The sequence below is a fragment of the Kitasatospora sp. NPDC001309 genome, from assembly GCF_042896295.1.
Taxonomy (GTDB): Bacteria; Actinomycetota; Actinomycetes; order Streptomycetales; family Streptomycetaceae; genus Kitasatospora.
On sequence record NZ_JBIAXC010000029.1, the window covers coordinates 12,522 to 34,338 of the forward strand.

Below are 21,817 nucleotides of genomic sequence, written 5' to 3' on the forward strand. Positions count from 1 at the left end.
GCCCGCGCCCGTGCGGGACCCCGAGGACCGGAGCCCCACCCATGACCGACGACGAGCGGCTGCCCCAGCCCCCCACCGCCGACATCGACCTCGTCACGGTCCTGCACGCCCTCGGCGACCCCGTGCGCATGCGCCTGCTGCTCAGCTACGCCGACGGCGCCGAACACTCCTGCGGCCCCCGCGACCTGGGCCTGGACCACCTCCACAAGTCGACCGTCTCCCACCACATGCGCGTCCTGCGCGAAGCCGGTGTCACCACCACCCGCGTCGCCGGCCGCAACCGCTTCGTCAGCCTTCGCCGCACCGACCTCGACGCCCGCTTCCCGGGGCTGCTCGACGCCCTCCTCGCCTCCGCCCCGCGGCCGACGGCGGTGGCGGCCGCCGACGCCTGAGGGCGCCCCGTCCCCGCGGTCGCCGGGCCACCCGGGAACAGACCGGTGCCGCCGTCGTGACAGCCTGGTCCGGTGGAGGACCTCATCGCTACCCAGACACCGCACCGCCGCCTGCTCGACCCTGACGAGGCGATCGCGGAACTCGAACGCGCCGTACCCGGCTTCGACGCACTGCGCCTCGCGGCGCCCGCGACCTTCGACTGGCCGGCCCTCGAGGCCGCGCTGGGCTCCCCGGTGCCCGCCGACTACCAGCGCCTCTGCGAGCTCTACCCCCCGTTCGTGCTCGGCGACTTCCTCTCCGTCCACCACCCGACGGCCGGCCGCGAGCGGGAGTGGCCGCAGTGGCTCCAGGACGATCTGGAGACTGTGGCGGAGTGGTGCGAGGACAGCGACCCCGTCATCCCGCTGCGCCCGTACCCGAGCCCGGGCGGCTTCCTCCCGTGGGGCGGTTCGAACCAGGGCGACGTGTTCCTGTGGAGCACCAGCCCGGCGGGCCCGCAGGAGTGGACGGTCACGGTCGCCTCGCGCAGCGGAGCCTGGTGGCACTACGGCGGCGGCCTGGTGCAGTTCCTGGCCGACCTGACCAGCGAAGCCGTCCAACCCTGGGGCCTGCCCAGGGTCCGGCCCCAGTCCCGTCCGTGGTGACGACGGCGATCGGACGCCGCGACGTAGCCGCCCGGCGGGAGTGGTGGCCGATCACGCCCGTGCCGCACCGGCCCGACAGCACCCTCGGCGCCTCAGCGCCCCCACCAGCCGCGTAAGGTGCAGGACGCACCGCGGACACACGGAAAAGGGGGACGGTCCATGCCGATCAGGGGCGTGCTCTTCGACATCGACGACACCTTGTTCGACTACACCCACTCGGAAGAGGCGGGCATCCTCGCCCACCTGCGAGACGTCGGCCTGCTGGAACGGTTCCCCAGCCCCCGGGCCGCCCTGGACCTGTGGCGCGCCGTCATGGAGCACAGCTACGCCCGCTACCTCGCCCGGGAACTCACCCTGCGCGGCCAGCAGTGCGAACGCACCCGCCGCTTCCTCGCCCACCTCGGCCAGGACGGCGCCGAACACCTCACCGACGACCAGGCCACCGCCTGGTTCGCCGGCTACGCCGCCCACCGCGACGCCGCCTGGCGCGCCTTCCCCGACGCCGAACCCACCCTGCGCCGCCTCGCCCCCCACTACCGCCTGGGCATCGTCTCGAACTCCGACACCGACCACCAGCGCCGCAAACTGCGCGCCATCGGCCTGCTGGGGCACGTCGGCGACGTCATCGTCTGCTCCGACCAGCACGGCGAGGCCAAACCCGCCCCCAGCATCTTCCACGCCGCCTGCATCGCCCTGGGCCTGCCCCCGCACGAAGTCGCCTACGTCGGCGACAACTACACCGTCGACGCCCAAGGCGCCCACGCGGCCGGCCTCCACGCCTTCTGGCTCGACCGCGCCGCCACCACCACCCCGGTCGCCGAAGGCATCCACGTGCTCCACACCCTCCACCCCCTCGCCCCCGCCCTCGCCGCCCTCCCCGCCCCCTGACCTCCGGCACCCCTCGGCCCGCACGGGCCCCGGGGGTTCAGGATGCCGCGTCGGACCGGTGCGTACGCCAGAGCGACCTGAGGGCTTCGAGCTCGGCGCGGGGGAAGTGTTCGCCCCACTTGCCGCGATATCCGCTCTCGCCGTACCTCGTGGCGACTTCGTCGAAGCAACGGATCACTGCTCGCGCCACGGCGTCGACGAACTGGGCACGTGTCTCGGCTGGCAGCCTTGCCGACACAGCCAGGGCGCTCGCTGACAATCCACACCGGGGATCAAGTTCAGAGAGCGTTGACAAGGGCCGCGCCCCATCGCGTTGTGGGGCTTCTCGGCGGTGGCCCCTGCACGAAAGGTCGGTGGCGTCGACTTCCTGTGCGGGGGAGTGCCGTTGACCTCGGCTGGCTTGGCGGCGGGTGTTCCCCCGTGGGGCCGGAGCGCGGGGGAAGTCGGCCGGGCCGACTTCTGGTGCGCGGGGCTTGCCGGCCCCGGGGGACGGCGGGCAGGGGGTCAGGAGGGTGGGGTGTCGGCGCCGAAGAGGGTGCGGCAGGTGGGGGTGAGGCCGGTGACGGTGACGGGGGCGGGCGGGCCCTGCCAGTGGTCGCGGGACAGGCGCAGGCGCTGGGACTCCACCACCCGGCCGTCGAGGACGTCGAGGGTGATGCCGTCGTCGTGGTAGCCGAGCTTGCGGGAGACCGCGAGGGAGGAGTGGTTGTCGGTGAAGGACACCGACGTCGCCGAGCGGGCGCCCAGCTCGGCGAACGCCAGGTGGAGCATCGCCGCGCGCATCTCGGTGCCCAGCCCACGGCCCTGGTGCTCCAGGCCCACCCATGAACCGGAGGTGATCTCGCGCCGCACCGCGAACTCCTGGGCCCGCATGTCCTGCACGCCCACCGGCCGCCCCTCGTGGAAGGCCACCAGGTCCAGCGCCCAGTGCTGCGCCGTCCAGCGCCCCATCCGCCGCCAGTGCATCTGCAGGACGTGCCGGGCCCGTTCGGCGGGCGCCAGCTCGCCCCACGGGGTGAGGAAGGGGCGCTGGCCGGGCGCGTGGACCCCGCGCGCGGCGAGGTCGGCGACCTCGGACAGCTCGTCCTCGCGGGGAAGGTGCAGCTCCAGGCGCGGCGTGGTGACGCGCAGGCCCTTCAACGGCCAGTGGTCGGTGATCATCGGCCCAGTGTGCCGGGAGCCGGCGCCGCCCGCACCCCGGTTTTCGCGCCCGCGCCGGGGCACGGCAGTGCCGGGGCTAGGGTGGGGACCATGGTTGCCCCTTCCGCAGCACAAGCGGCCGACAGCGCCCGGGAGTTCGTCAGCGCCCCCGCCCTGATCCTGCGCTCCCTCGCCTCGCACCCCGAACGGCTCGCCATCACCTCCGCCGACGGCGACGGGATCACCGCCGGCGACTTCGCCGCCACCGCCTACCGCCTCGCCCACGAGCTCCTGGCCCGCGGTGCCGGTCGCGGCAGCACCGTCACCCTGCTCACCGGCAACACCCCCGAGGCCCTCGCGGCCCGCTACGCGGCCGGTCTGGCCGGGGCCCGGGTGGTCAACCTGTACGACGGGATGAGCGCCCCCGTGCTGGCCGAGATCGTGGCCAGCGTGGACACCACCGTGCTCCTCGTCGACGCCGAACGGTACGCGGGCGCCGCCGAGTTGCTGCCGCTGATCGACGTTCCGACGGTCCTCACCCTCGGCCCCGGCCCCGACACCACCGGGGGCACCGGGGGCATCGGGAGCATCGGGGAGGACGCCATCGCCGCCAGCGCCGTCCACCTCGCCACCGACCCGGCCGTGGCCCTCGGCCCCGGCGACGACCTCGGCATCCGCCACACCGGCGGCACCACCGGCATCCCCAAGGGCATCCTCAGCCTCCACGGCCCCTACCGCAGCGCCTTCGACTTCCCCGCCTTCTCCGACGCCCGCCCCACCGACGAGAAGCCCCGGCTGCTCGCCGCCACCCCCCTCGCCCATCTCGCCGGCGTCCTCGCCGACCTGACCCTGCACCACGGCGGCTCCGTCGTCCTCCAGCGCGGCTTCGAGCCCGGCGAGGTCCTCGCCGCGATCGAGCGCGAACGCATCACCGACCTGTTCGTCCTGCCCCCGCTGCTGTACCGGCTGCTCGACCACCCGGCCCTGGTCCGCACCGACCTGTCCGGCCTGCGCCGCCTCTCCTACGGCGGCTGCGCGGCCTCCCCGGCCCGCGTCCGCGAGGCCCTCAAGGCGTTCGGGCCCGTCCTGGTCAGCGGCTACGGCATGTCCGAGGCGCAGAACATCGCCGTCCTGGGCCCGCACGAGCACGACCGTACCGGCCTCGGCGGCCAGCTGTCGGTGGGCCGCCCCCTGCCGGGCGTCCAGGTGCAGATCCGGGCCGCCGACGGCACCGTGCTGCCCGCCGGCGAGCAGGGCGAGATCCACGTCCGCTCCGCCACCCTGATGGCCGGCTACTGGAAGCAGCCCGAGCTCACCGCCCAGGTCCTGCGGGAGGGTTGGCTGGACACCGGCGACATCGGCTACCTCGATGCCGACGGCTACCTCTATCTCGCCGACCGCCTCAAGGACCTGATCATCGTCGTCGGCGGCCACGTCTACCCCACCGAGGTCGAGGAACTCCTCCTCACCCACCCGGCCATCGCCCAGTGCGCCGTCTACGGCGTCCGCGACGACCAGCAGGCCGAACACGTCCACGTCGCCGTCGTCCCCGCCCCCGGCCAGCGGCCCGACCTGGAGGACGTCCGCGCCTTCGTCACCGCCAACAAGGGCCGCCTCTACGCCCCCGAAGCCCTCCACCTGGTCGACGCCATCCCGCTCACCTCCGTCGGCAAGCCCGACAAGAAGCGCCTGCGCCAGGACGCCGCATCCCGCTGACGCCCGCCCGGCTCGCCCGGCTGTCGGACGGTTCGCCTACAGTACGAGCCGTCCGGGCAGGCCGGGCAGGCCGGGCAGTTGGGCAGTCGGGGCAGCGGATGCAGGATGGCGAGGCGGGACACATGGCAGGAGCGGCGTTCGAGCGGCTGCGGGCGATCATGGGCGAGCCCGCCTACACCCCCGCACAGGTCCCCTGGGAACTCGCCCCCGCCGAACTCGGCGTCCAACTGCCCTCCGACTACCGGGCGTTCATCGATCTCTACGGGGCGGTGAACCTCAACGGCGAGTGGGGCCTCACCGCCCCGGTCCGCACCCGCCCCGACGGCACACCCGACGGCTTCGCCGACTGGCGCACCCGGAGCGACGGGGAGCTGCGCGAACTCGTCCACGGCGAGGACGAGTTCTGGGACCAGGACCACACCCCGGTCTTCCCCGACCCCGGCGGCCTGCTCTCCTGGGCCGTCAACAGCAACCACGCCCACTGCTGCTGGCTGACCACCGGCCCCGACCCGGACCGGTGGCCGGTGGCGGTCTTCGACTGCGGCGGCCTCAACGGCGCACTGGACGTCCACGAAGGCGGCTTCGCCCAGTTCGTCACCACCGTCCTCACCGGTGGCTACGCCCACCAGGACGAACTGCTGGTCACCCCCACCCCCGGAGGATGGCAGCCGCCACGCCCGCCGTGGACGCCCGGGCACGACTGGGACGGCACGAACTGGGGCGCGCGCTACGGCGTCGAGGGCTGGACGGCCGAACGGTGGAGCGACCGTACCGCCGCGCTCACCATGCCCTGGCGCCGGAACTGACCCATCGTCAGAACGGTTTGCCCGTAGCAGGATCGCCCGCCATACGCGACCACCCACCGGGCCGGCGCCACCGTCGTGGCCGCCTGCTTGCGCAGTGCCACCACCCTGGCCCGACGGCACGCTGCGTCCGGCACTGGGGGAGCTGTTGGGTGCGGGCGTGGTGACAGCGGCGCTGCGGGAGCCGGGGCGAGGCAGTCCCCTTCCCATCGGCGGCCCGTCGTTCAGCTCGAACGAATGCCCTAGTCTCGGCGGATGACGCTCTACTTCGACCCGGTGGCTGTCCTCGGCAACGACCGCGATGCCTTTCGGGGCCGTTGGGAAGACCGACTGTGGCTCAACGTCCCCGGGCCCTTCTACGGCGGGGAGACTGACACCTGCTGGACGGGACGGCTCTCGGCGCCCGCCCACGTCCTCTACGGAGGCGAGTACCTCAGCGAGTACGTCTATCGCCAGCCCCGAACGCCTGCGGACACCGCGCTGCTGGTCGAGGCGGCAGGCAGCGACCCGTTCCTCGGGTACGGCTGTGACGGCGACTCCCGATGGACACCGGAAACGGTCCGGGAGTGGTGGCGTAATCGCGGCCAGGTCGTGCAATACCTGTCCGATCAGCGGAGCAAGTGGGATGAGAGCGATGCCCGGGCAGACCAGGGCATAGCCGCTGCCGTTCGCGACTTCGAGCGCTACATCGCCGGTGATCTGGCAACTGACCTGCGGATCTACCTCTACTGGCTGGAGGAGCGGCAGTCCCCCACCCCCGTTGACCGGTTGCCCGAGCTGTAGCGTCACGCGGCGAGTGCGTGGGCCCGCTGGGACCAAGCTGGATCCCGGTGGCGGTCGTCGGACGCCTCCAAGGCGGCGGGGAAGTAGTCGAGCAGGGCGTGCCGCAGCCGCTGCGTGATGCGGGTGCGTTCCCAGATCAGGGTCTTGTGCGCGCGTCACGACCTTGATTCCCTGGGCGTCGGCGCTGTCGCCGGAGATGAGGCCCACCTGCCGGCGGCTACCAGGCACCGATCCTGTCGGATGGAGCCTCGGTAGGTCATGTCGGGGAAGGTGGTACGGGTGCGTGTCGAGGCGGAAGTTGACGCACAGTGGTCTCGCGGAGGATGTGGAGGTCGCGGTCGAGCTGGACGCCAGTGCCGTGGTGCCGGTGTTGGTCGAGGGGGGTGTTCACCGCGCTCTCGTGAGCACGGCCGGTCCGGCCACCGGTTGCTCGGCGGCGCCTGCGCGGGAAGTCGGCGGGGCCGACTTCCGGTGCGCGGGCTGCCTGGGTTGGGGCTCCAGCGCCCGGCGCTCATGGGCGGGTGAAGGCGGTGATGTCCGGGAGTGGTGGGTGGTAGCCGTGGGTGGTGTCCACGTGCAGGTGGGGTACGGGCAGGGACAGTGGGGTGAAGTCGTCGATCAGGTTGCCCGGGCCGGTCGGGGCGGCGAGCAGGGCGTGATCGGCGTGGGCGGCGCGGTGGGCGCCGGTGGCCAGGCGTTCGGCGATGCGGCGCCGGGCCAGGGCGGGGGCCACCCGGCAGTGCACGATGCGCAGGTCGGTGCGGGTGGCGAGCGGGGCCAGGCCGGTGCGCCAGAGGCGGTCCTGGTAGGCGGCCTCGGCGACCACGCTGATCCCGGCGTCCACCAGTACGCCCAGGACGTCGAAGAACGCGTCGCGCACCGCCAGGTCGGGTTCGGGCGTACGGGTGCCCGCGTGCAGCAGGCCCTCCTTGAACTCGTCGCGGACGACCGCCGGGCAGCCGACGGCCCGGGCCAGGGCGTGCGCCAGCGTCGTCTTGCCGCTGCCCGGCCCGCCGCTCACCACGATCAGCAACGCCTGCCTCCCGTCCAACCCGCTCGCCGGTCAAGCCCGTTGGGACTTCGTACCCGAAACCTCCGGCGCCCGGCGATCGTTGGGACCGGTGGGCGGACCGACGGACCGGCCCGACCCGCCCGGGCGGCGTCTCGACGGCGCGCGGGCCCGTACGAAACGGAGGGGACCATCATGACCCAGCCAGGGGACGCGGTGCGCGGCGGCAGCCCGGACTCGGCGGTCGACCGGGTGGCCGACTTCTACGGCGCCTACATCGACGCCGTCTCCGACGGCACCGACGACCTGTCGGACGGCCTGCGCGCCCACTACCTCACCGAGGACTTCCGTCAGCGCCTGGCGGCGTGGGAGGAGGCCAACCACGCCGACGGCGTGCTGCGTGCCCAGGACGTGCCCACGGCCTGGGAGGTGCGCTACCACGACTCGGGCGCCGGGCACCTGTTCACCACGGTCACGCTCACCTGGGGCACCGGCCCCGACGCCGGGCACACCCGGCTGGCGGTGCAGAGCGACCTGAGCACCAAGCTGATCTCGGACATCGAGGACGCCCCCGCCGGAGGCCAGTAGGGGGAGGCTGCCGCGGGTTCAGGCCAGGGCGGCGGTCAGTCGTGCGGGCAGGGTGTCGTAGGGGCGGCACTCGACCACCGGCAGGTCGGCGGCGCGGGCCCGGTCGGCGAGCCAGTGGGAGTAGCGGGCGCTGACGTCGGCGCGGGCGTCCTGGGGTCCGGCGTCGGGTTCGCGGTGGGCGTAGTTGGCGTTGATGCGCCGCGGGTCGCCCTCGTGGAGGAAGACGGCGCGCAGGCGCCGGCCGAGGGCGGCGGCCTCGGCGGCGGCCCGTACGGCGGCCGCGGGGGTGAGGTAGTCGCCCTCGACGACGGCCGGCACGTCCACGCTCAGGCGGTTGCGCACGACGCCGAGCAGTGCTTCGTCCAGGGCGTGGGCGGTGGCGATCTGCAGTTCCAGGACGCGGTCGGCGCCCAGTTCCCGCTCGGGGTCGCGGTAGGGGGCGAAGTGGTGCAGCGCGGGGTGGGTGGCGGGGGTGGTGGCGGCCTGCAGGGCGGCGACGACGTCGTCGAACTCGACCGTGAACGCGCCGTGCTCGGCGGCCAGGCGCTCGGCGGCGCGGCTCTTGCCGAGGCCGGAGGCGCCGCCGATCAGCAGGACGTCCCAGGGACGGTGGTCGGTGTGCATACCGTCACATTAGAGGAGGGCGGTAATCGTTTTCGGGTGCCGGTGGACTCTATGGAGTGGGGAAGGCGGGACGCCCGGTGAGCGGCGCCCCGCGGCCAGGCCCCCGGCGCCCGGAAGCCGGCCCACGGTCTGGTCCCGGTGCCGCCGCCCGCGTGCCCGTACTCGCTACGGGCACGCGGGCGACGGCCAACGGGTCCGGCGACCCGGGCGGGGGCGACGGGGCCGACGGGGCCCGTCAGGGCCGCTCGCGGGTGGCGGCGCGGCGCACCGCCCACGGCAGGGCGAACCAGAGGGTGGCGAAGATCAGCGCGATGACGGCGGTGATGGCGACGGCGGGCGCAGGGCCGAGGACGACGTCCAGCACCAGCAGCACGGCGCCGGTCAGGGCGCTGGCGAGCAGCAGCAGGCCGTACTGGGCGATGCGGGCGGAGACGTCGACGATGCGGGCCTTGCCGGGGTGGCGGTAGAGGCCGCGGTGCAGGGCGACGGGGGTGGCCAGGACGGCGGCGGCGACGACGGTCAGCAGCAGGGTGGTGACGTAGATGTCCTGCTGGGCGTCGGAGAGTTCGGAGAAGCGCGGGGTGAAGGCGACGCCGAGCAGGAACGCGAAGACGATCTGGACGCCGGTCTGCAGCACCCGTAGTTCCTGGAGCAGTTCGACCAGGCGTCGGTCGGCCCGTACGGCCGGGTTCTCCCAGCCCGGCGGCGGGGGTGAGGACTCGTCGGGGCGGCCGGGGTCGGGGTCGGGGCCGGGCGAGGGAGGGGTGCTCATGCGTCACATTGTGCGCGGCCGGCGCCCGTGGCCGGGACCGTCGTCAGGGTCAGGGTCAGGGTCGGGGTCGGGACCGGAGTCGGGGTCGGAGCCCGGGCCGGGGTCGGGAGCAGCCGGAAGGGTCGTGCCGGGCCCCGGCGTTCCGGGGGCGTCCAGGCGCCGGTGCCAGGCGGTGAGCAGGGCCTGGAGGGCGGCGGCCTCCTCGGGGGCGAGGTGGGCGAGCAGGCGGTGCTCGTTGCGCAGGTGGGCGGTGAACGCCTCGTCGATCAGGCGCACCCCGGCGTCGGTGAGGGCGACCACGCGCCCGCGCCGGTCGTCCTCGGCGGGGCGGCGGGTGACCAGGCCGGCGCGTTCCAGGCGGTCGATCCGCTTGGTCATCGCGCCCGTGGTGACCATGGTGTGGGCGGCGAGCTCCCCGGGGGCGCGCTCGTAGGGGGTGCCGGCGCGGCGCAGCGCGGCGAGCACGTCGAACTCGCCCTCGCTCAGCCCGTAGCGCTGGAAGACGAGGGTGAGTTCGGCGGTGAGGCGGTCGGCGAGGCGGTGCAGGCGCCCGATCACGGCCAGCGGGGAGACGTCGAGGTCGGGGCGTTCGCGGTGCCACTGGGCCTGGATGAGGGCGACGTGGTCGGCGTGATCGGTGTGATCAGCGTGGTCCGTGGGGTCCATGGGCCCATCCTACCTCCAGTAGCTTCCAAGGAAGCTATATTGTCTTCCATGGAAGCCAATGCCCGGTGGGTCCTGCTGACCGCCCTCGCCCCCCTCGCCTGGGGCACCAACTACTGGGTCACCCGTGCCTACCTGCCCGCCGACCAGCCCCTGTGGGGCGCCGCCCTGCGCGCCCTGCCCGCCGGACTGCTGCTGCTCGCCCTCGCCCGCCGTCGCCCCCGCGGCCCCTGGTGGTGGCGCAGCGCCGTGCTCGGCCTGCTCAACACCGCGGTCTTCTTCGTCCTGCTCTACCTCGCCTCCCAGTTGCTGCCCACCAGCACCGCCGCCACCGTCATGGCCGCCTCCCCGCTGGCCATGCTGCTCACCGCCCGGGTGCTGGCCGGCCAGCACCCGCACCGCGCCCACCTGGCCGGGGCGATGATCGGCCTGGGCGGGGTGGCGCTCACCGTCCTCGGCGGCGACGGGATGCCCGACGGGAGGGGGTTGGCGGCCTCGGCGGGCGCGATGCTGGTCTCCTGCGTCGGCTACGTCCTGGCCGCCCGCTGGCGGGAGGGCGCCGACCCGCTGGCCGCCACCGCCTGGCAGCTGACGGCCGGCGGCCTGCTGCTGCTCCCTCCGGCCGTCCTCGCCGAGGGCGCCCCGCCGGCGCTCTCGGCTCGTACCCTGCTGGCCTTCGGCTACGTCACGCTGGTGGCCACCGCGCTGGCCTTCGCCTGCTGGTTCGCGGGCCTGCGGCACCTGCCGGCCGGCACCGTCGGCCTGCTCGGACTGCTCAACCCGCTGGCCGGGGTGCTGCTGGGCACCGCGCTGGACGGCGACACACTGGGGCTGCGGCAGGGGGCGGGCCTGGTGCTGGTGGCTGCCGGGATCCTGCTCGGGCGCCCCCGCACCCGCGCGGCCGTGCCGGACACCGGTGCGTCCGCCGACCCCACGGCGCCGACGGCCTCGGCCTCGGGGCCGGGCTTGCGGCGGTGTCGTGGCACGTGATCGGATGGCGGGCAGCATCGCGTGCCGATGGCGGACCGCGCCAGGCATGGAGGTGCGGAACCGAAGGGACCGCCCGCTCGTGGCCTCCCCGTACTCGCGCGGCCGAACGGCCGCTCTCAGTCTCCAACTCTCCCAGGCGCACAACGAGTTGCGCCGCCGCTTGACCAACCTCCGCACGGGCCTGGGCCGCCGGACCATGCCCGATGACTCCCTGGGCGCCCACTGCCTCGCCTTCTGCACAGCCCTGACGAACCATCACCAGGGCGAGGATCAGGGCCTGTTCGCCGCCCTGGTGCGCGAGCGGCCCGACCTCGCCCCCACCGTCGCCAAACTCGCCGAGGACCACGACCTCATCACCCACATCCTCGCCCGGGTCCGCGACCTCGCCGAACAGGCCGTACGGGCTGCGGACCTGGAGGCCGTCGGGCGCGAACTCGACGGCCTCGCCGCCATCATGGAGTCGCACTTCGCCTACGAGGAACGCGCCATCGGCGCCGCTCTGGACGCCGCCCTGGACACCGGAGTCGGCGGCCGCGAGGACTGGTCGGGGCCGGTCCTGCGCTTCCGCGCACCGTAAAACCCCTCGCCGACGCGAGTCCGCCCTCCCTAGACTCGCCCCGCAGCCGCGCCTCGAATGCGCGGCCGACCGTGACGACAGCAATCGGAGAGGGGGCGGGACGGCCATGCCGAAGCACAGCGCCGCCGCTCCCTCTCCCGCCTCGCGGTACGAGGTGATCCTGGTGTCCTCGCCCTTCCGGTGCCCGCTGCGCGGCCGGCACCGGAACAGTGCCGTCACCGTCTGAGAACGCCGCCCGTAGAAACTTGTCAAGGGCCCATTCTCGTCAATGATCTGACGGAATGTCAGAACTCAGCGACAGCACTGTGCCAATCGCGCTTCCACCCGTAGCACCGCCTCGAAAGGCACCGGGCCATGCGCACCCACACCACCACCACTATCGGCACCGCCGCGATCGCCGCCGTCCGCAACCTCGGCATCCTCGCCCATGTCGACGCCGGCAAGACCACCCTCACCGAACGGATCCTCTACCTCACCGGTACCACCCACAAGCGCGGCGAGGTCCACAACGGCACCACCGTCACCGACTTCGACCCCCAGGAACGCGACCGCGGCATCACGATCTTCGCCGCCGCCGTCAGCTGCGCCTGGGCCGGGCACCGGATCAACCTCATCGACACCCCCGGCCACGTCGACTTCGCCGACGAGGTCGAACGGAGCCTGCGCGTCCTGGACGGCGCCGTCGCCGTCTTCGACGCCGTCGCGGGCGTCGAGCCGCAGAGCGAATCCGTGTGGCGCCAGGCCGAACGCCACGGCGTGCCCCGGATCGCCTTCGTCAACAAGCTCGACCGCGCCGGAGCCGACCTCGACGCCGCCGTCGCCTCCATCCGCGAACGCCTGCACCCCCACCCGCTCGCCGTCCACCTGCCCATCGGCACCGAGGAGGCCTTCACCGGCCTCGTCGACCTCGTCCGCCTGCGTGCCCTCACCTGGGACGCGGACGGCACCCTGACGGAGGGCCCCGTCCCCGACCACCTCGCGGCCGAGACCGCCGCCCGCCGCCGCACTCTGGAGGAAGCCGTGGCCGAACTCGACCCCCGGGCCCTGGAGGAGTTCTGCACCCACGCCACCCTCGGCACCGACACCCTCACCACCGCCCTGCGCGACCTCACCCGCACCGGCGATGCCGTGGTCGTCCTGGCCGGCTCCGCCTACCGCAACCGCGGTGTCGAACCCCTCCTGGACGCCGCCCTCGCCTACCTGCCCTCACCCCTGGACACCCCGCCCGTGACCGCCGCCGACGGCTCCCAACAGCGCCTCCCCGACCCGGGGCAGCCCGTCACCGCCCTCGCGTTCAAGGTCACCACCGCGCCCACCGGCCGCCTCACCTACCTGCGCCTGTACGCCGGCACCCTGCACAAGGGCGCCACCCTGCTCGACGCCGCCACCGGCCGCACCGAACGCATCGCCCGCATCCTGCGCGTCCAGGCCGACCACCACACCGAGACCGACCACGCCCTGGCCGGCGACATCGTCGCCGTCATCGGCCCCAAGCACACCCGCGTCGGCGCGACCCTGTGCGACCCCGACCACCCGATCCTCCTGGAGGCACCCGTGAGCGCCGAACCCGTCGTCACCGTCGCCGTCGAGGCCCGCCGCAGCGCCGACACCGACAAGCTCACCGCCGCCCTGGCCCGCCTCACCGACGAGGACCCCTCGCTGCGCCTGGCCACCGACCCCGAAACCGGCCAACGCACCCTGTCCGGCCTGGGCGAACTGCACCTGGAGGTCGCCGTGGAGAAGGTACGCCGCGACGCCGGCGTCGAGGCCGTCGCCGGCCGCCCCCGTGTCGCGCTGCGCGAGACGCTGGTCGAAGGCGTCACCGGCTTCACCCACCGGCACGCCAAACAGGACGGCGGGTCCGGCCAGTTCGCCCACATCGTCCTCGACCTGGCCCCCGCCGACGAGGCCTTCGCCTTCACCTCCACCGTCACCGGCGGGCGCGTCCCGCGCGAGTACGTCCAGGCCGTGGAGGCCGGCTGCCGCGACGCCCTCTCCGAGGGCCCGCTCGGCGGCCACCCGGTCACCGGCGTCGCGGTCACGCTCACCGACGGGCTCACCCACCCCAAGGACTCCTCCGAGCTCGCCTTCCGTACCGCCGCCCGCCAGGGCCTGCGCGAGGCGCTGCGCGCATCCCGGCTCCACCTGCTCGAACCCCTCGCGCAGGTGAGCGTCACCGTGCCCGAGGACGCGCTCGGCACCGTCCTGGGCGACCTCGCCGCCCGCCGCGCCACCGTTCAGGGCACCCGGCCCGGCCCGGGCGGCACCGCCCAGGTCGACGCCCTCGTACCGCTGGCCGAACTCTTCGGCTACGCGGGCCGGCTGCGCAGCCGTACCCAGGGGCGCGGCACCTTCACCACCCGGCCGGCCGGCTACGCCCCGGCGCCCGCAGCGGCTTCGGCGCCCGCGGCCCCCACGGTTCCCGCGGCCCCCGCGGCCGGCCGGGCGGCCCGCTGAGGCGCGGCCCGGCCCTCCCCGTCCGGGGGAGGGCCGGGCCCTGCCTCCCGAGAAAACCGCTGGTCCGCCGTCGCCGTACGGTGGTAGAACTCCCGGGTGCACAAGAACCCGGACTTCCCCGACCTGCTGCGTCTGATCGACGACCGCTCCGCCGCCTTCCGCGCCGCGATCGCCGCCGCCCCCGACCTCGACGCCAAGGTCCCCAGCTGCCCCGAGTGGACGCTCCACGACCTGGCCCGGCACCTGGGCAGCGGAGACCGCTTCTGGGCCGCGATCGTCGCCGCCGGCCCCGCCGACGGGCCCCCCGCCGAGGCCGTCGCCGCTCGCGCCGCCATCGTCGCACCCCGCGAGCGCGAGGCCCTGACGGCCTGGCTGGCCGACTCCACCCAGCAGCTGCTGGACACCCTGCGCGCCGTCGGCGCCGAGGCCGACTGCTGGACGTGGTGGCCCGGCTCGCAGACCCCGCAGAGCGCCGGCGGCGTCGCCCGCCACCGGGTCCAGGAGAGCGCGGTGCACACCTACGACGCCCAACTCGCCAACGGCGCGGCCGAGATGCTGCCCGAGGAGGTCGCGCTCGACGGCGTCGAGGAGTTCCAGTTCACCTGCGTCGCCACCCCCGTCGCCTGGCCGCACACCCCCGCGGTCATCGACTACCACGCCACCGAGGGCCGCTCCTGGCGCCTGCACCTGGGCGCCGACGGCGTCCAGGTCGAGCGCCTGACCGACCACCCGACCGGGGCCGCCGCCACGCCTGCGGATGTCTCCGCCCGTGGCATTGCCTCCGAGCTGGTCCTCTTCTGCTACGGCCGCTTCTCGCTGGACGCCATGAACATCGACGGCGACCGTCAGGTCTTCCAGCAGCTCATCGACTGGGACCCGAGCGCCTGATCGCCGGTCGGCCCGGGGTGGGCGGTGGTCACAGTGTCCCGGCCTGTGCCGCCGCCCACGCCGACGGGAACAGCGGACGCCAGCCCAGGTCCCGGCGGGCGGCCGCGGTCGACACCTGCCCCTCCCACGGGTCGAACTCCGCCTCCGGCGCCGAAGTGCCGGGGTGGGTGCGGTCGTTGAGGACGTGCAGGTCCCAGGCGGTCAGCGGCGCGTCGTCCGACACGTTGTAGGTGCGGCCCTCGATCCCCGGGGTCACCACCGCCCGCCACAGCGCCTGCGCCACGTCCGCGTGGTGCACCACCGCCAGCCGCTGGTGGGCCGGCCAGGACGCGGCCCAGTGCAGCGACTGCGCCAGGTGCGGATCGCCCTCCCCGTACACGAACGCCAACCTGGCCACCACCAGCGGCAGTTCGTCCGCCAGCTCGCGCAGTCCCGCCTCGGCCTGCGCCTTGGACTGCGCGTACACCCCCCACGCCGGGTCGGGCGCCAACCGGTCCTCCTCCACGGCCGGGCGGCCCAGTCCCCGCCCGTACACCAGGTTGGTGCTGGTGTGCACGAACCTCGCCACCCCGGCCTTCGCGGCCTCCCGGCCCAGCGCGATCGCCGCGTCCCGGTTGACCGCCCACGCCTGCTCGTCCGGCACCCCGCGCAGCGCCGCCGCCACGTTCAGCACCACGTCGACGTCCGCCAACGCCCGCGCCCGGTCGGCGGGTTCGCACACGTCCCCGACCACCGTCTCCACCCCGTCCAGCTCCAGCCCCACCGCCTGCGCCTTGGCCGCGTCCCGCACCAGCACCCGCACCGAGCCACCCTCGGCCCCGGCCCACCGCGCCAGGCGCGGCACCAGACGCTGCCCCACCGAACCGGTCGCCCCCGTCACCAGGATCTTCGTCATGCTTGCTTCCCCTCACAGGAGTTGTGCTCTCCGACGTGCACCAGCTTGCCCGCCCCGCCCGGCCGCCGACAGAGACCCGCTGATCCAGGGATTCCCGATCCCTGGTTGGGACCGCCGGTCCTGTTACCGCTCCTTGTCGCCTGTGCGGCCCGGGCCGCTGCGTGCCGCGCGGGGGCGGCCCGCGAGGTGGACGGCGAGGGCGGTCAGCAGCGCCGCCGCCGACGCGTACACCGGCAGCCACAGCGTCGTCGTCGAGGCCAGGCAGTCGTTCACGGCGACCCGGCCCTGGGTGCGCTGCGCGGAGGCCAGCGCGTCGGCCCCCTGGTCGGCGAGCGCGCCGAGGGCGGCCCGCGCGTTCAGCGCCGCGTAGTCGCCCAGGCGCGCGCACTCGGCGCGGGTGCCCGGCATCGGCAGCAGCCAGGCCCAGCGCTGCATCGCCGGGGCCAGGACGAGGGCCGCGCACAGGCCGACGACCAGCGAGTAGGCCGCCAGCGACCGCAGGCGACCGCCGCCGAACCCCGCACCGGGCGTACCGGGCGTACCGTGCGCACGGGTTGAGCGCAGTGGCGGGTCGGCGAAGGCGAAGACCACGGCGAGCAGGGTCAGCCCGAGGTAGGTGGAGAACCACTGCCAGGACCCCGAGGCGAGCGCGGCCGCCAGCACCCCGGCCAGCGCCGTGCCCAGCACCCCGGCCTGCCCGCCGCCCGGCCGGCTCCCGCCGGGGTCCGGGCGGCCCGGGAGGTGGGGGAGGCTGCGCTCGTCCATGGGGTTTCTCCTGCCTGGCGTCCGGGCCCACCAGTGTCCGGCCGCACCCCGGCACCGGCTCCGCCGCCCCGCCGCCGCGCGCGGCCCCCTCGCCCGGTCGGCGGCGGTTCTGGCCGACTCGGTCAAGGCGACTGGCAACGCTCCGCGCGGTGGGCGGGGGCGGCTCTCGCCGATGCGCAGGGTCTCGTCCTGGGCCGGCGAACGTCTGATCGCGAGGTGCCCGGTCCGTCGGTCGGGCTCTCTCGAACGACCTGTGCCGGGCTCGCCCGCCAGCTCCGGCCGTGACGGCCGGGCGGGGTGTCAGGGGTGCATGGCGCGTTCCTGCGGGGTCCACGTGCGGCGTCCCGTTGTCATTCTGGTGAGTGGGGGGTACCCCCCTGGGTGTCGGGTTCGGGTCAGAGTCCGCCCGCTACTCGGAGGATCGCCCCGGTCGTGTACGAGGCGTCCTGTGACAGCAGCCAGGAGACCGCCGCGGCGATCTCCTCCGGCTGGCCGGCGCGGCCGAGGGGGATGTTGGCGGCGGCTTTGGCGGGGCGTTGGGGGTCCTGGTGGAAGTCGGTCCAGATGGTGCCGGGGGCGACGGCGTTGACGCGGATGCGCTGTCCGGCGACTTCTTTCGACAGTCCGACGGTCATGGCGTCGACGGCGGCCTTGGAGGCGGCGTAGTGGACGTACTGTCCGGGGCTGCCGAGGGTGGCCGCGGCGGAGGAGATGTTGACGATCGCTCCGCCGCCCGTAGGTGCCATGTCCTGGACGGCGCGGCGGGCGCACAGCAGGTATCCGAGGATGTTGATGTCCAGGGCGCGGCGGATCCCGGCCGGGTCGGCTTCGGCCAGTGGTCCGTTGGGGCCGCTGGTCCCGGCGTTGTTGACCAGGGCGGTGAGGGGGCCGAGCTGTGCGGCCCGGTCGAAGAGGTGCTCGACGTCCGCCTCCTCGGCGGTGTCGGCCCGTACGGTCAGGCAGGTGCGGCCGCGGTCACGGACCTGCGCCGCTACGGCCTCGGCGGCGGCGCCGTCCGTGTGGTAGCCGAGGACGACGTCGTGGCCCTCGCCTGCGAGGCGCCGGCAGATCGCCGCGCCGATGCCGCGGCTTCCGCCGGTGACCACGGTGACGAGCTGTGCCTTCATGTCAGTTCTCCGGGAGTGCGTGGGTGGTCGAGTGGCCGAAGCGTTCGCGGTAGTGGTCGGGGGCGATGCCGAGGTGGCGGTGGAAGGTGCGGCGCATGGTCTCGGCGGTGCCGAAGCCCAGGCGGCGGGCGAGTGCGGCGACCGGTTCGTCGGTCTCGGTGAGGGCCCGTCGGGCCGCTTCCATCCGTACGCGTTCGACGTAGGCGGCCGGTCCCGTGCCGACTTCCGCGGCGAAGCGCCGCTGCAGGTGTCGGGGGCTGAGGCCGGCCCGGGCGGCCAGCTCCGCGAGGCCGTGCCGCCCGCCGGGGTCGTCCTGGACGGCCCGTACGGCTGTGCGTACGGGCCCGCTGGTCGGCTGCGCCGACCACAGGGGGACGCTGAACTGTGACTGGTTGCCGGGTCGGCGCAGGTACAGCACCATCTCGCGGGCTGCCGCGAGGGCGAGCTCCGGCCCGTGGTCGTCCTCCACGAGGGCGAGTGCGAGGTCCATGCCGGCGCTGACGCCGGCGGAGGTCCACACCGGCCCGTCCCGGATGAAGATCGGGTCGCAGTCCACGGTCAGTTCGGGGTGCTCCTGGGCGAGTTGGCGCTCGCGGGCCCAGTGGGTGGTGACCCGCCGTCCGGCGAGGAAGCCGGTGGCGGCCAGGAGCAGCGCACCGCTGCACACCGAGGCGACCCGGCGGGCGCCGGACGCGGCCGCGGTGATCCAGGCGACCAGGGCGGGGTCGTGGCGCGCGTCGTTGACGCCGGGGCCGCCGATCACGACCAGGGTGTCCAGTCCTTCGGGGGCGAGGTCCGCGATCCCGTGGGTGGCGTGCATCGTCAGCCCGCTGGAGGAGCGGACCGCACCGGCGCGGGGGGCCACCACCGGGCAGTCGTAGCCGCCGACCGCCTCCTGTGCGTAATGGAACACCGCATGGGGGCCGACCAGGTCGACCGACTGGAATCCCTCGAACACCACGAACACCACCTGACGCATGCCTGCCAGGCTGTCCGAGCGGCGTCGACGGCGTCAACGACGAGCACCCCACGGATCGCGCCACGCCCCGCGCGGCGCGCCCCGGGTGCTGTGCGCCGTACCCGGGGGCGGCCCGCGCCCGTCCGGCGGATCATGCCGTCGTAGGCTGGCCGGCATGCACAGCACGCTGACGGAGCACGCCCGCTGCCTCTTCGGAGACGAATACCGGCCCACGCCGCAGTGCGCGACGCAGCATGCGGAGTCCTTCTTCGTCGAGGAGCTGACCTTCGCGGACGCGGATGCGATTCTCGCCATGCTGAGGGAGCTGTGTCCGCACCTGGTCGACGGGCTCCTGCCGGAGACGAGCCACTAGACGGCGCGCAGCAGGAGCCGGCCGTGGCGGAAGCGCTCGCCCTCGCCGGGCTCACGCAGCAGGCGGGCGTTCTCGGTGAGGCCGGCTTCGCGGGCGAGGTGGGCGAGGTGGTCGACGGGCCAGCGGTAGGCGGTGGTGACCTTGTGGTCGAAGGGGGTGACGGGATCGCCCTCGGACTCGAAGAACCCGAGCAGCGCGTACCCGCCCGGGGCCAGCACGCGGCGGAACTCGGCCAGGTAGGAGGGGAGTTGCTCGGGTGGGGTGTGGATCAGCGAGTACCAGGACACGACCCCGCCCAGCCCTCCGTCGCCCACCGCCAGGGCATCCATCGATCCCGTCCGGAAGCGCAGCCGCGGGTACCGCCGGCGGGCGATGGCGATCAGTGCGGGGGAGAGGTCGATGCCGGAGGCGTCCAGGCCGTGCTCGGCCAGCGCGGCCGTGAGGTAGCCGGGCCCGCAGCCCAGGTCCGCGACCTGGCCGGACCCGGACTCGCGCACCAGGTCGGCGAAGGCGGTGACGAGGGAGCGGTCCAGCGGCAGGTGGGCCAGGCCGTCCCTCACGAAGTCGGCGTAGCGCTCCGCCAGCGCGTCGTAGGCGTCGGCGGTCGTGCGCAGGTACGAGGAGGAGGGTGACGAGGATCCGGACACGGGCCACGACTCTAGACCACCCGAGGCCCGACCGACCCTGGAGCCCGACCGACCCTGGAGCCCGCCCAGCCCCGGACCGGTAGGCCCTGGCTACCGGCCCCGGAGCGCGCCATGCTGGGCACCATGATCGACCGTGAGGCCCTCGCCGACTTCCTCAGCCGCGCCCGTGCCCGTCTGACGCCCGCCGACCTCGGCCTGCCGCCCGGTGCCCGGCGCCGTACGCCCGGGCTGCGCCGGGAGGAGGTGGCGCAGCTGGCCGGACTGTCGGTGGACTACTACGCGCGACTGGAGCAGCGCCGCGGCCCGCAGCCCTCCCCGCAGTTGCTGGCGGCCCTGGCGCGGGCGCTGCGTCTGAGTGAGGACGAGCGCGACCACCTGTTCCACCTGGCCGGCCACGAGCCGCCGCGCCGCCACGGCGCCCACGCGCACGTGCGGCCCGGACTGCTGCTGATCCTGGACCGCCTGCACGACGTGCCCGCACAGGTGGTCTCGGACGCGGGGGACGTGCTGGCGCAGAACGCGATGGCGGCGGCGGTGTTCGGGGACGCCGGTGGTTCCGGCCGGCGCAACCTGCTGCTGCGCTGGTTCGCCGACCCGGCGAGTCGGGCGCTCTTCCCGTCGGAGGACCACGAGTCCCTGGCCCGCGCCCACGTGGCGGGCCTGCGCGCGGCGTACGCGGCCCGCCCGGGTGATCCGCGGGTGGCCGGACTGCTCGCCGAACTCCTGGCGACGGGACCGGAGTTCGCTGCCCACTGGGGGCGCCATGAGGTGGCGCGCAGGCGCAGTGGGGCCAAACGGGTGTGCCATCCGGTGGTGGGGGAACTGGTGCTGGAGTGCGAGGTGCTGGCCGCGGGCGGGGAGGACCAGTTGCTGCTGGTGCACACGGCCGCGGTGGGCAGCGAGAGCGCCTCGCGGCTGGAGCTGCTGCGGGTGGTCGGTGCCGGGGTGTGACGCCCGGGCGGGCGTGCGGACCGTGCGCCCGCCCGCAGGGTCGGTCGGAGCGTCGGTCCGGTGCGGGCGGGTGTGACCTCGCTCGCGTGCTGCGCCGGCTGCCGCGTGTCCGGCCCGGCGCCCCGTAGGCTGAGCGGGCCGGGGACGGAACAGAACGTCACCAACGCGACACGCCGACACGTCGACACACCGACACCTCGGCACACCGGCACACCGGCACACCGATGGATCGACAGAAGCGGGCAGGCAGGGGCGATGCAGTTCGATGACGAGGGCGACCTCGACACCTCGCAGGTGGACGACCGGCGGGGCATTCCGGGTGGGAAGGTCGCCCTCGGCGGCGGAGCGGTGGGCCTGATCGCGGTGCTGTTCGCGGTCATCCTGGGGGTCGATCCGCAGTTGCTGGGCCTGTCCGACGGCGGTGGCAGCGGCTCCTCCACCACCGGGGCGCGGACGGACAGCGAGGTGCGCGAGTCCTGCAAGAAGGGTGTGGACGCGAACAAGCGTCAGGACTGCCGGATCACGGCGGTGACCAACAGCCTGCAGGAGTTCTGGGGGGCGGAGTTGCCGGCCCGTACGAAGGTGGCGTACAAGCCCGCCCAGACGGTGCTGTTCACCAACCGGGTCTCCACCGCCTGCGGTCCGGCGACGTCGGCGGTGGGTCCGTTCTACTGTCCAGGTGACCGGATGGCGTACTTCGACCTGGGGTTCTTCGACGAGCTGTCCAGCCGCTTCGGCGCCAAGGGCGGCCCGTTCGCGGAGTCGTACGTGGTGGCGCACGAGTACGGGCACCACCTGCAGAACCTGCTCGGCACCATGCAGAAGGTCGGCAACGACCGGCAGGGCGCGGACAGCGCCTCGGTACGCCTGGAACTGCAGGCCGACTGCTACGCGGGGGTGTGGGCGCACCACGCGACCACGACCCCGCAGGCCTCCACGGGGCGTCCGTTGATCTCGGTGCTGACGGATCAGGACATCGCCCAGGGCCTGGACGCGGCGGCGGCGGTGGGTGACGACCGGATCCAGAAGCAGGCCACCGGGAGGATCAATCCGGAGGCGTGGACGCACGGTTCCTCCGCGCAGCGCAAGGCGTGGTTCACGACCGGCTACCGCGGCGGCGACATGACTCAGTGCGACACCTTCTCCGGCAGGATCTGACTGTCCGG

The 21,817-nt window shown here is 74.2% G+C and carries 23 protein-coding genes and 1 pseudogene; 14 read left to right on the plus strand and 10 right to left on the minus strand.

The window, feature by feature from the left end:
• The first annotated feature begins 41 nt into the window (after positions 1-41).
• The 3 genes from ACFY2K_RS26575 (at position 42) to ACFY2K_RS26585 (ending at position 1,925) form a co-directional block, all read left to right on the plus strand.
• Positions 42-392 (plus strand): ArsR/SmtB family transcription factor, encoded by a 351-nt coding sequence (locus ACFY2K_RS26575; RefSeq protein WP_380522827.1) that lies wholly within the window; start codon positions 42-44, stop codon positions 390-392.
• A 72-nt stretch (positions 393-464) separates the two neighbouring features.
• Positions 465-1,037 carry an SMI1/KNR4 family protein gene (locus ACFY2K_RS26580; protein ID WP_380522828.1) on the plus strand — a complete coding sequence of 191 codons (573 nt, stop codon included), beginning with the start codon at positions 465-467 and terminating at the stop codon, positions 1,035-1,037.
• 159 nt (positions 1,038-1,196) lie between these two features.
• The gene (locus ACFY2K_RS26585; protein ID WP_387714591.1) at positions 1,197-1,925 is read left to right on the plus strand and encodes an HAD family hydrolase; all 729 of its coding nucleotides are present in this window, start codon (positions 1,197-1,199) and stop codon (positions 1,923-1,925) included.
• Between the two features lie 504 nt (positions 1,926-2,429).
• On the opposite strand, the gene ACFY2K_RS26590 is transcribed toward ACFY2K_RS26585, so the two are convergent.
• Complete coding sequence (locus tag ACFY2K_RS26590; protein WP_387714594.1) at positions 2,430-3,086, minus strand: GNAT family N-acetyltransferase; 657 nt, start codon at positions 3,084-3,086, stop codon at positions 2,430-2,432.
• A gap of 90 nt (positions 3,087-3,176) precedes the next feature.
• Here ACFY2K_RS26590 and ACFY2K_RS26595 point away from each other — a divergent pair, with 90 nt between their 5' ends.
• The 3 genes from ACFY2K_RS26595 to ACFY2K_RS26605 all read left to right on the plus strand — a co-directional run bounded on the left by ACFY2K_RS26595 (position 3,177) and on the right by ACFY2K_RS26605 (position 6,367).
• A complete protein-coding gene (locus ACFY2K_RS26595) occupies positions 3,177-4,781 on the plus strand; it encodes an AMP-binding protein (RefSeq protein WP_387714597.1) in 1,605 nt (534 codons plus the stop codon).
• A gap of 122 nt (positions 4,782-4,903) precedes the next feature.
• Entirely contained in the window at positions 4,904-5,587 is a 684-nt protein-coding gene (locus ACFY2K_RS26600; RefSeq protein ID WP_380522833.1) for a hypothetical protein, read from the plus strand.
• A gap of 252 nt (positions 5,588-5,839) precedes the next feature.
• Positions 5,840-6,367, plus strand: a complete 528-nt coding sequence (locus ACFY2K_RS26605) for a ferredoxin (RefSeq protein WP_380590560.1) — start codon at positions 5,840-5,842, stop codon at positions 6,365-6,367.
• A gap of 511 nt (positions 6,368-6,878) precedes the next feature.
• Here ACFY2K_RS26605 and ACFY2K_RS26610 read toward each other — a convergent pair.
• Complete coding sequence (locus ACFY2K_RS26610; RefSeq protein ID WP_387714759.1) at positions 6,879-7,391, minus strand: AAA family ATPase; 513 nt, start codon at positions 7,389-7,391, stop codon at positions 6,879-6,881.
• A gap of 180 nt (positions 7,392-7,571) precedes the next feature.
• Between ACFY2K_RS26610 and ACFY2K_RS26615 the strand changes: the two genes are divergently transcribed.
• Positions 7,572-7,964 carry a hypothetical protein gene (locus ACFY2K_RS26615; protein WP_375897391.1) on the plus strand — a complete coding sequence of 131 codons (393 nt, stop codon included), beginning with the start codon at positions 7,572-7,574 and terminating at the stop codon, positions 7,962-7,964.
• An 18-nt stretch (positions 7,965-7,982) separates the two neighbouring features.
• Here ACFY2K_RS26615 and ACFY2K_RS26620 read toward each other — a convergent pair whose 3' ends face one another.
• The 3 genes and pseudogenes from ACFY2K_RS26620 to ACFY2K_RS26630 all read right to left on the minus strand — a co-directional run.
• Positions 7,983-8,588 carry an AAA family ATPase gene (locus ACFY2K_RS26620; protein WP_387714601.1) on the minus strand — a complete coding sequence of 202 codons (606 nt, stop codon included), beginning with the start codon at positions 8,586-8,588 and terminating at the stop codon, positions 7,983-7,985.
• Between the two features lie 235 nt (positions 8,589-8,823).
• Positions 8,824-9,360 (minus strand): DUF6328 family protein, encoded by a 537-nt coding sequence (locus ACFY2K_RS26625; RefSeq protein WP_380644552.1) that lies wholly within the window; start codon positions 9,358-9,360, stop codon positions 8,824-8,826.
• A gap of 144 nt (positions 9,361-9,504) precedes the next feature.
• A pseudogene (locus ACFY2K_RS26630) lies at positions 9,505-10,026 on the minus strand (MarR family winged helix-turn-helix transcriptional regulator); the annotation flags it as partial.
• Positions 10,027-10,074: 48 nt separating this feature from the next.
• On the opposite strand from ACFY2K_RS26630, the gene ACFY2K_RS26635 reads away from it, so the two are divergent.
• From ACFY2K_RS26635 to ACFY2K_RS26650, 4 genes are all read left to right on the plus strand, one after another.
• The gene (locus ACFY2K_RS26635; RefSeq protein WP_387714604.1) at positions 10,075-11,013 is read left to right on the plus strand and encodes a DMT family transporter; all 939 of its coding nucleotides are present in this window, start codon (positions 10,075-10,077) and stop codon (positions 11,011-11,013) included.
• 46 nt (positions 11,014-11,059) lie between these two features.
• Positions 11,060-11,590, plus strand: a complete 531-nt coding sequence (locus ACFY2K_RS26640; protein WP_387714607.1) for a hemerythrin domain-containing protein — start codon at positions 11,060-11,062, stop codon at positions 11,588-11,590.
• Between the two features lie 354 nt (positions 11,591-11,944).
• Positions 11,945-14,047, plus strand: coding sequence for an elongation factor G (fusA, locus tag ACFY2K_RS26645; RefSeq protein ID WP_387714610.1), 2,103 nt, complete (start codon positions 11,945-11,947; stop codon positions 14,045-14,047).
• Between the two features lie 96 nt (positions 14,048-14,143).
• Positions 14,144-14,935, plus strand: coding sequence for a maleylpyruvate isomerase family mycothiol-dependent enzyme (locus ACFY2K_RS26650; RefSeq protein WP_380522839.1), 792 nt, complete (start codon positions 14,144-14,146; stop codon positions 14,933-14,935).
• A gap of 28 nt (positions 14,936-14,963) precedes the next feature.
• On the opposite strand, the gene ACFY2K_RS26655 is transcribed toward ACFY2K_RS26650, so the two are convergent.
• The 4 genes from ACFY2K_RS26655 to ACFY2K_RS26670 all read right to left on the minus strand — a co-directional run bounded on the left by ACFY2K_RS26655 (position 14,964) and on the right by ACFY2K_RS26670 (position 18,701).
• Positions 14,964-15,830: an NAD-dependent epimerase/dehydratase family protein gene (locus ACFY2K_RS26655; RefSeq protein WP_387714613.1), complete on the minus strand. Its 867-nt coding sequence runs from the start codon at positions 15,828-15,830 to the stop codon at positions 14,964-14,966.
• A gap of 123 nt (positions 15,831-15,953) precedes the next feature.
• A complete protein-coding gene (locus ACFY2K_RS26660; protein WP_387714616.1) occupies positions 15,954-16,595 on the minus strand; it encodes a hypothetical protein in 642 nt (213 codons plus the stop codon).
• A gap of 395 nt (positions 16,596-16,990) precedes the next feature.
• Entirely contained in the window at positions 16,991-17,722 is a 732-nt protein-coding gene (locus ACFY2K_RS26665; RefSeq protein WP_387714618.1) for an SDR family NAD(P)-dependent oxidoreductase, read from the minus strand.
• Position 17,723: 1 nt separating this feature from the next.
• A complete protein-coding gene (locus ACFY2K_RS26670; protein WP_380522845.1) occupies positions 17,724-18,701 on the minus strand; it encodes a GlxA family transcriptional regulator in 978 nt (325 codons plus the stop codon).
• A gap of 154 nt (positions 18,702-18,855) precedes the next feature.
• On the opposite strand from ACFY2K_RS26670, the gene ACFY2K_RS26675 reads away from it, so the two are divergent.
• On the plus strand, positions 18,856-19,053 hold the full coding sequence (locus ACFY2K_RS26675; protein WP_375895363.1) for a hypothetical protein: 198 nt from the start codon (positions 18,856-18,858) through the stop codon (positions 19,051-19,053).
• On the opposite strand, the gene ACFY2K_RS26680 is transcribed toward ACFY2K_RS26675, so the two are convergent.
• Positions 19,050-19,700: a class I SAM-dependent DNA methyltransferase gene (locus tag ACFY2K_RS26680; RefSeq protein ID WP_387714622.1), complete on the minus strand. Its 651-nt coding sequence runs from the start codon at positions 19,698-19,700 to the stop codon at positions 19,050-19,052. The two genes, ACFY2K_RS26675 and ACFY2K_RS26680, sit on opposite strands and share 4 nt — an antisense overlap.
• A gap of 126 nt (positions 19,701-19,826) precedes the next feature.
• Here ACFY2K_RS26680 and ACFY2K_RS26685 point away from each other — a divergent pair, with 126 nt between their 5' ends.
• A complete protein-coding gene (locus ACFY2K_RS26685; protein WP_387714762.1) occupies positions 19,827-20,651 on the plus strand; it encodes a helix-turn-helix transcriptional regulator in 825 nt (274 codons plus the stop codon).
• Between the two features lie 255 nt (positions 20,652-20,906).
• Positions 20,907-21,809 carry a neutral zinc metallopeptidase gene (locus tag ACFY2K_RS26690; RefSeq protein ID WP_380522848.1) on the plus strand — a complete coding sequence of 301 codons (903 nt, stop codon included), beginning with the start codon at positions 20,907-20,909 and terminating at the stop codon, positions 21,807-21,809.
• Positions 21,810-21,817: the final 8 nt, after the last annotated feature.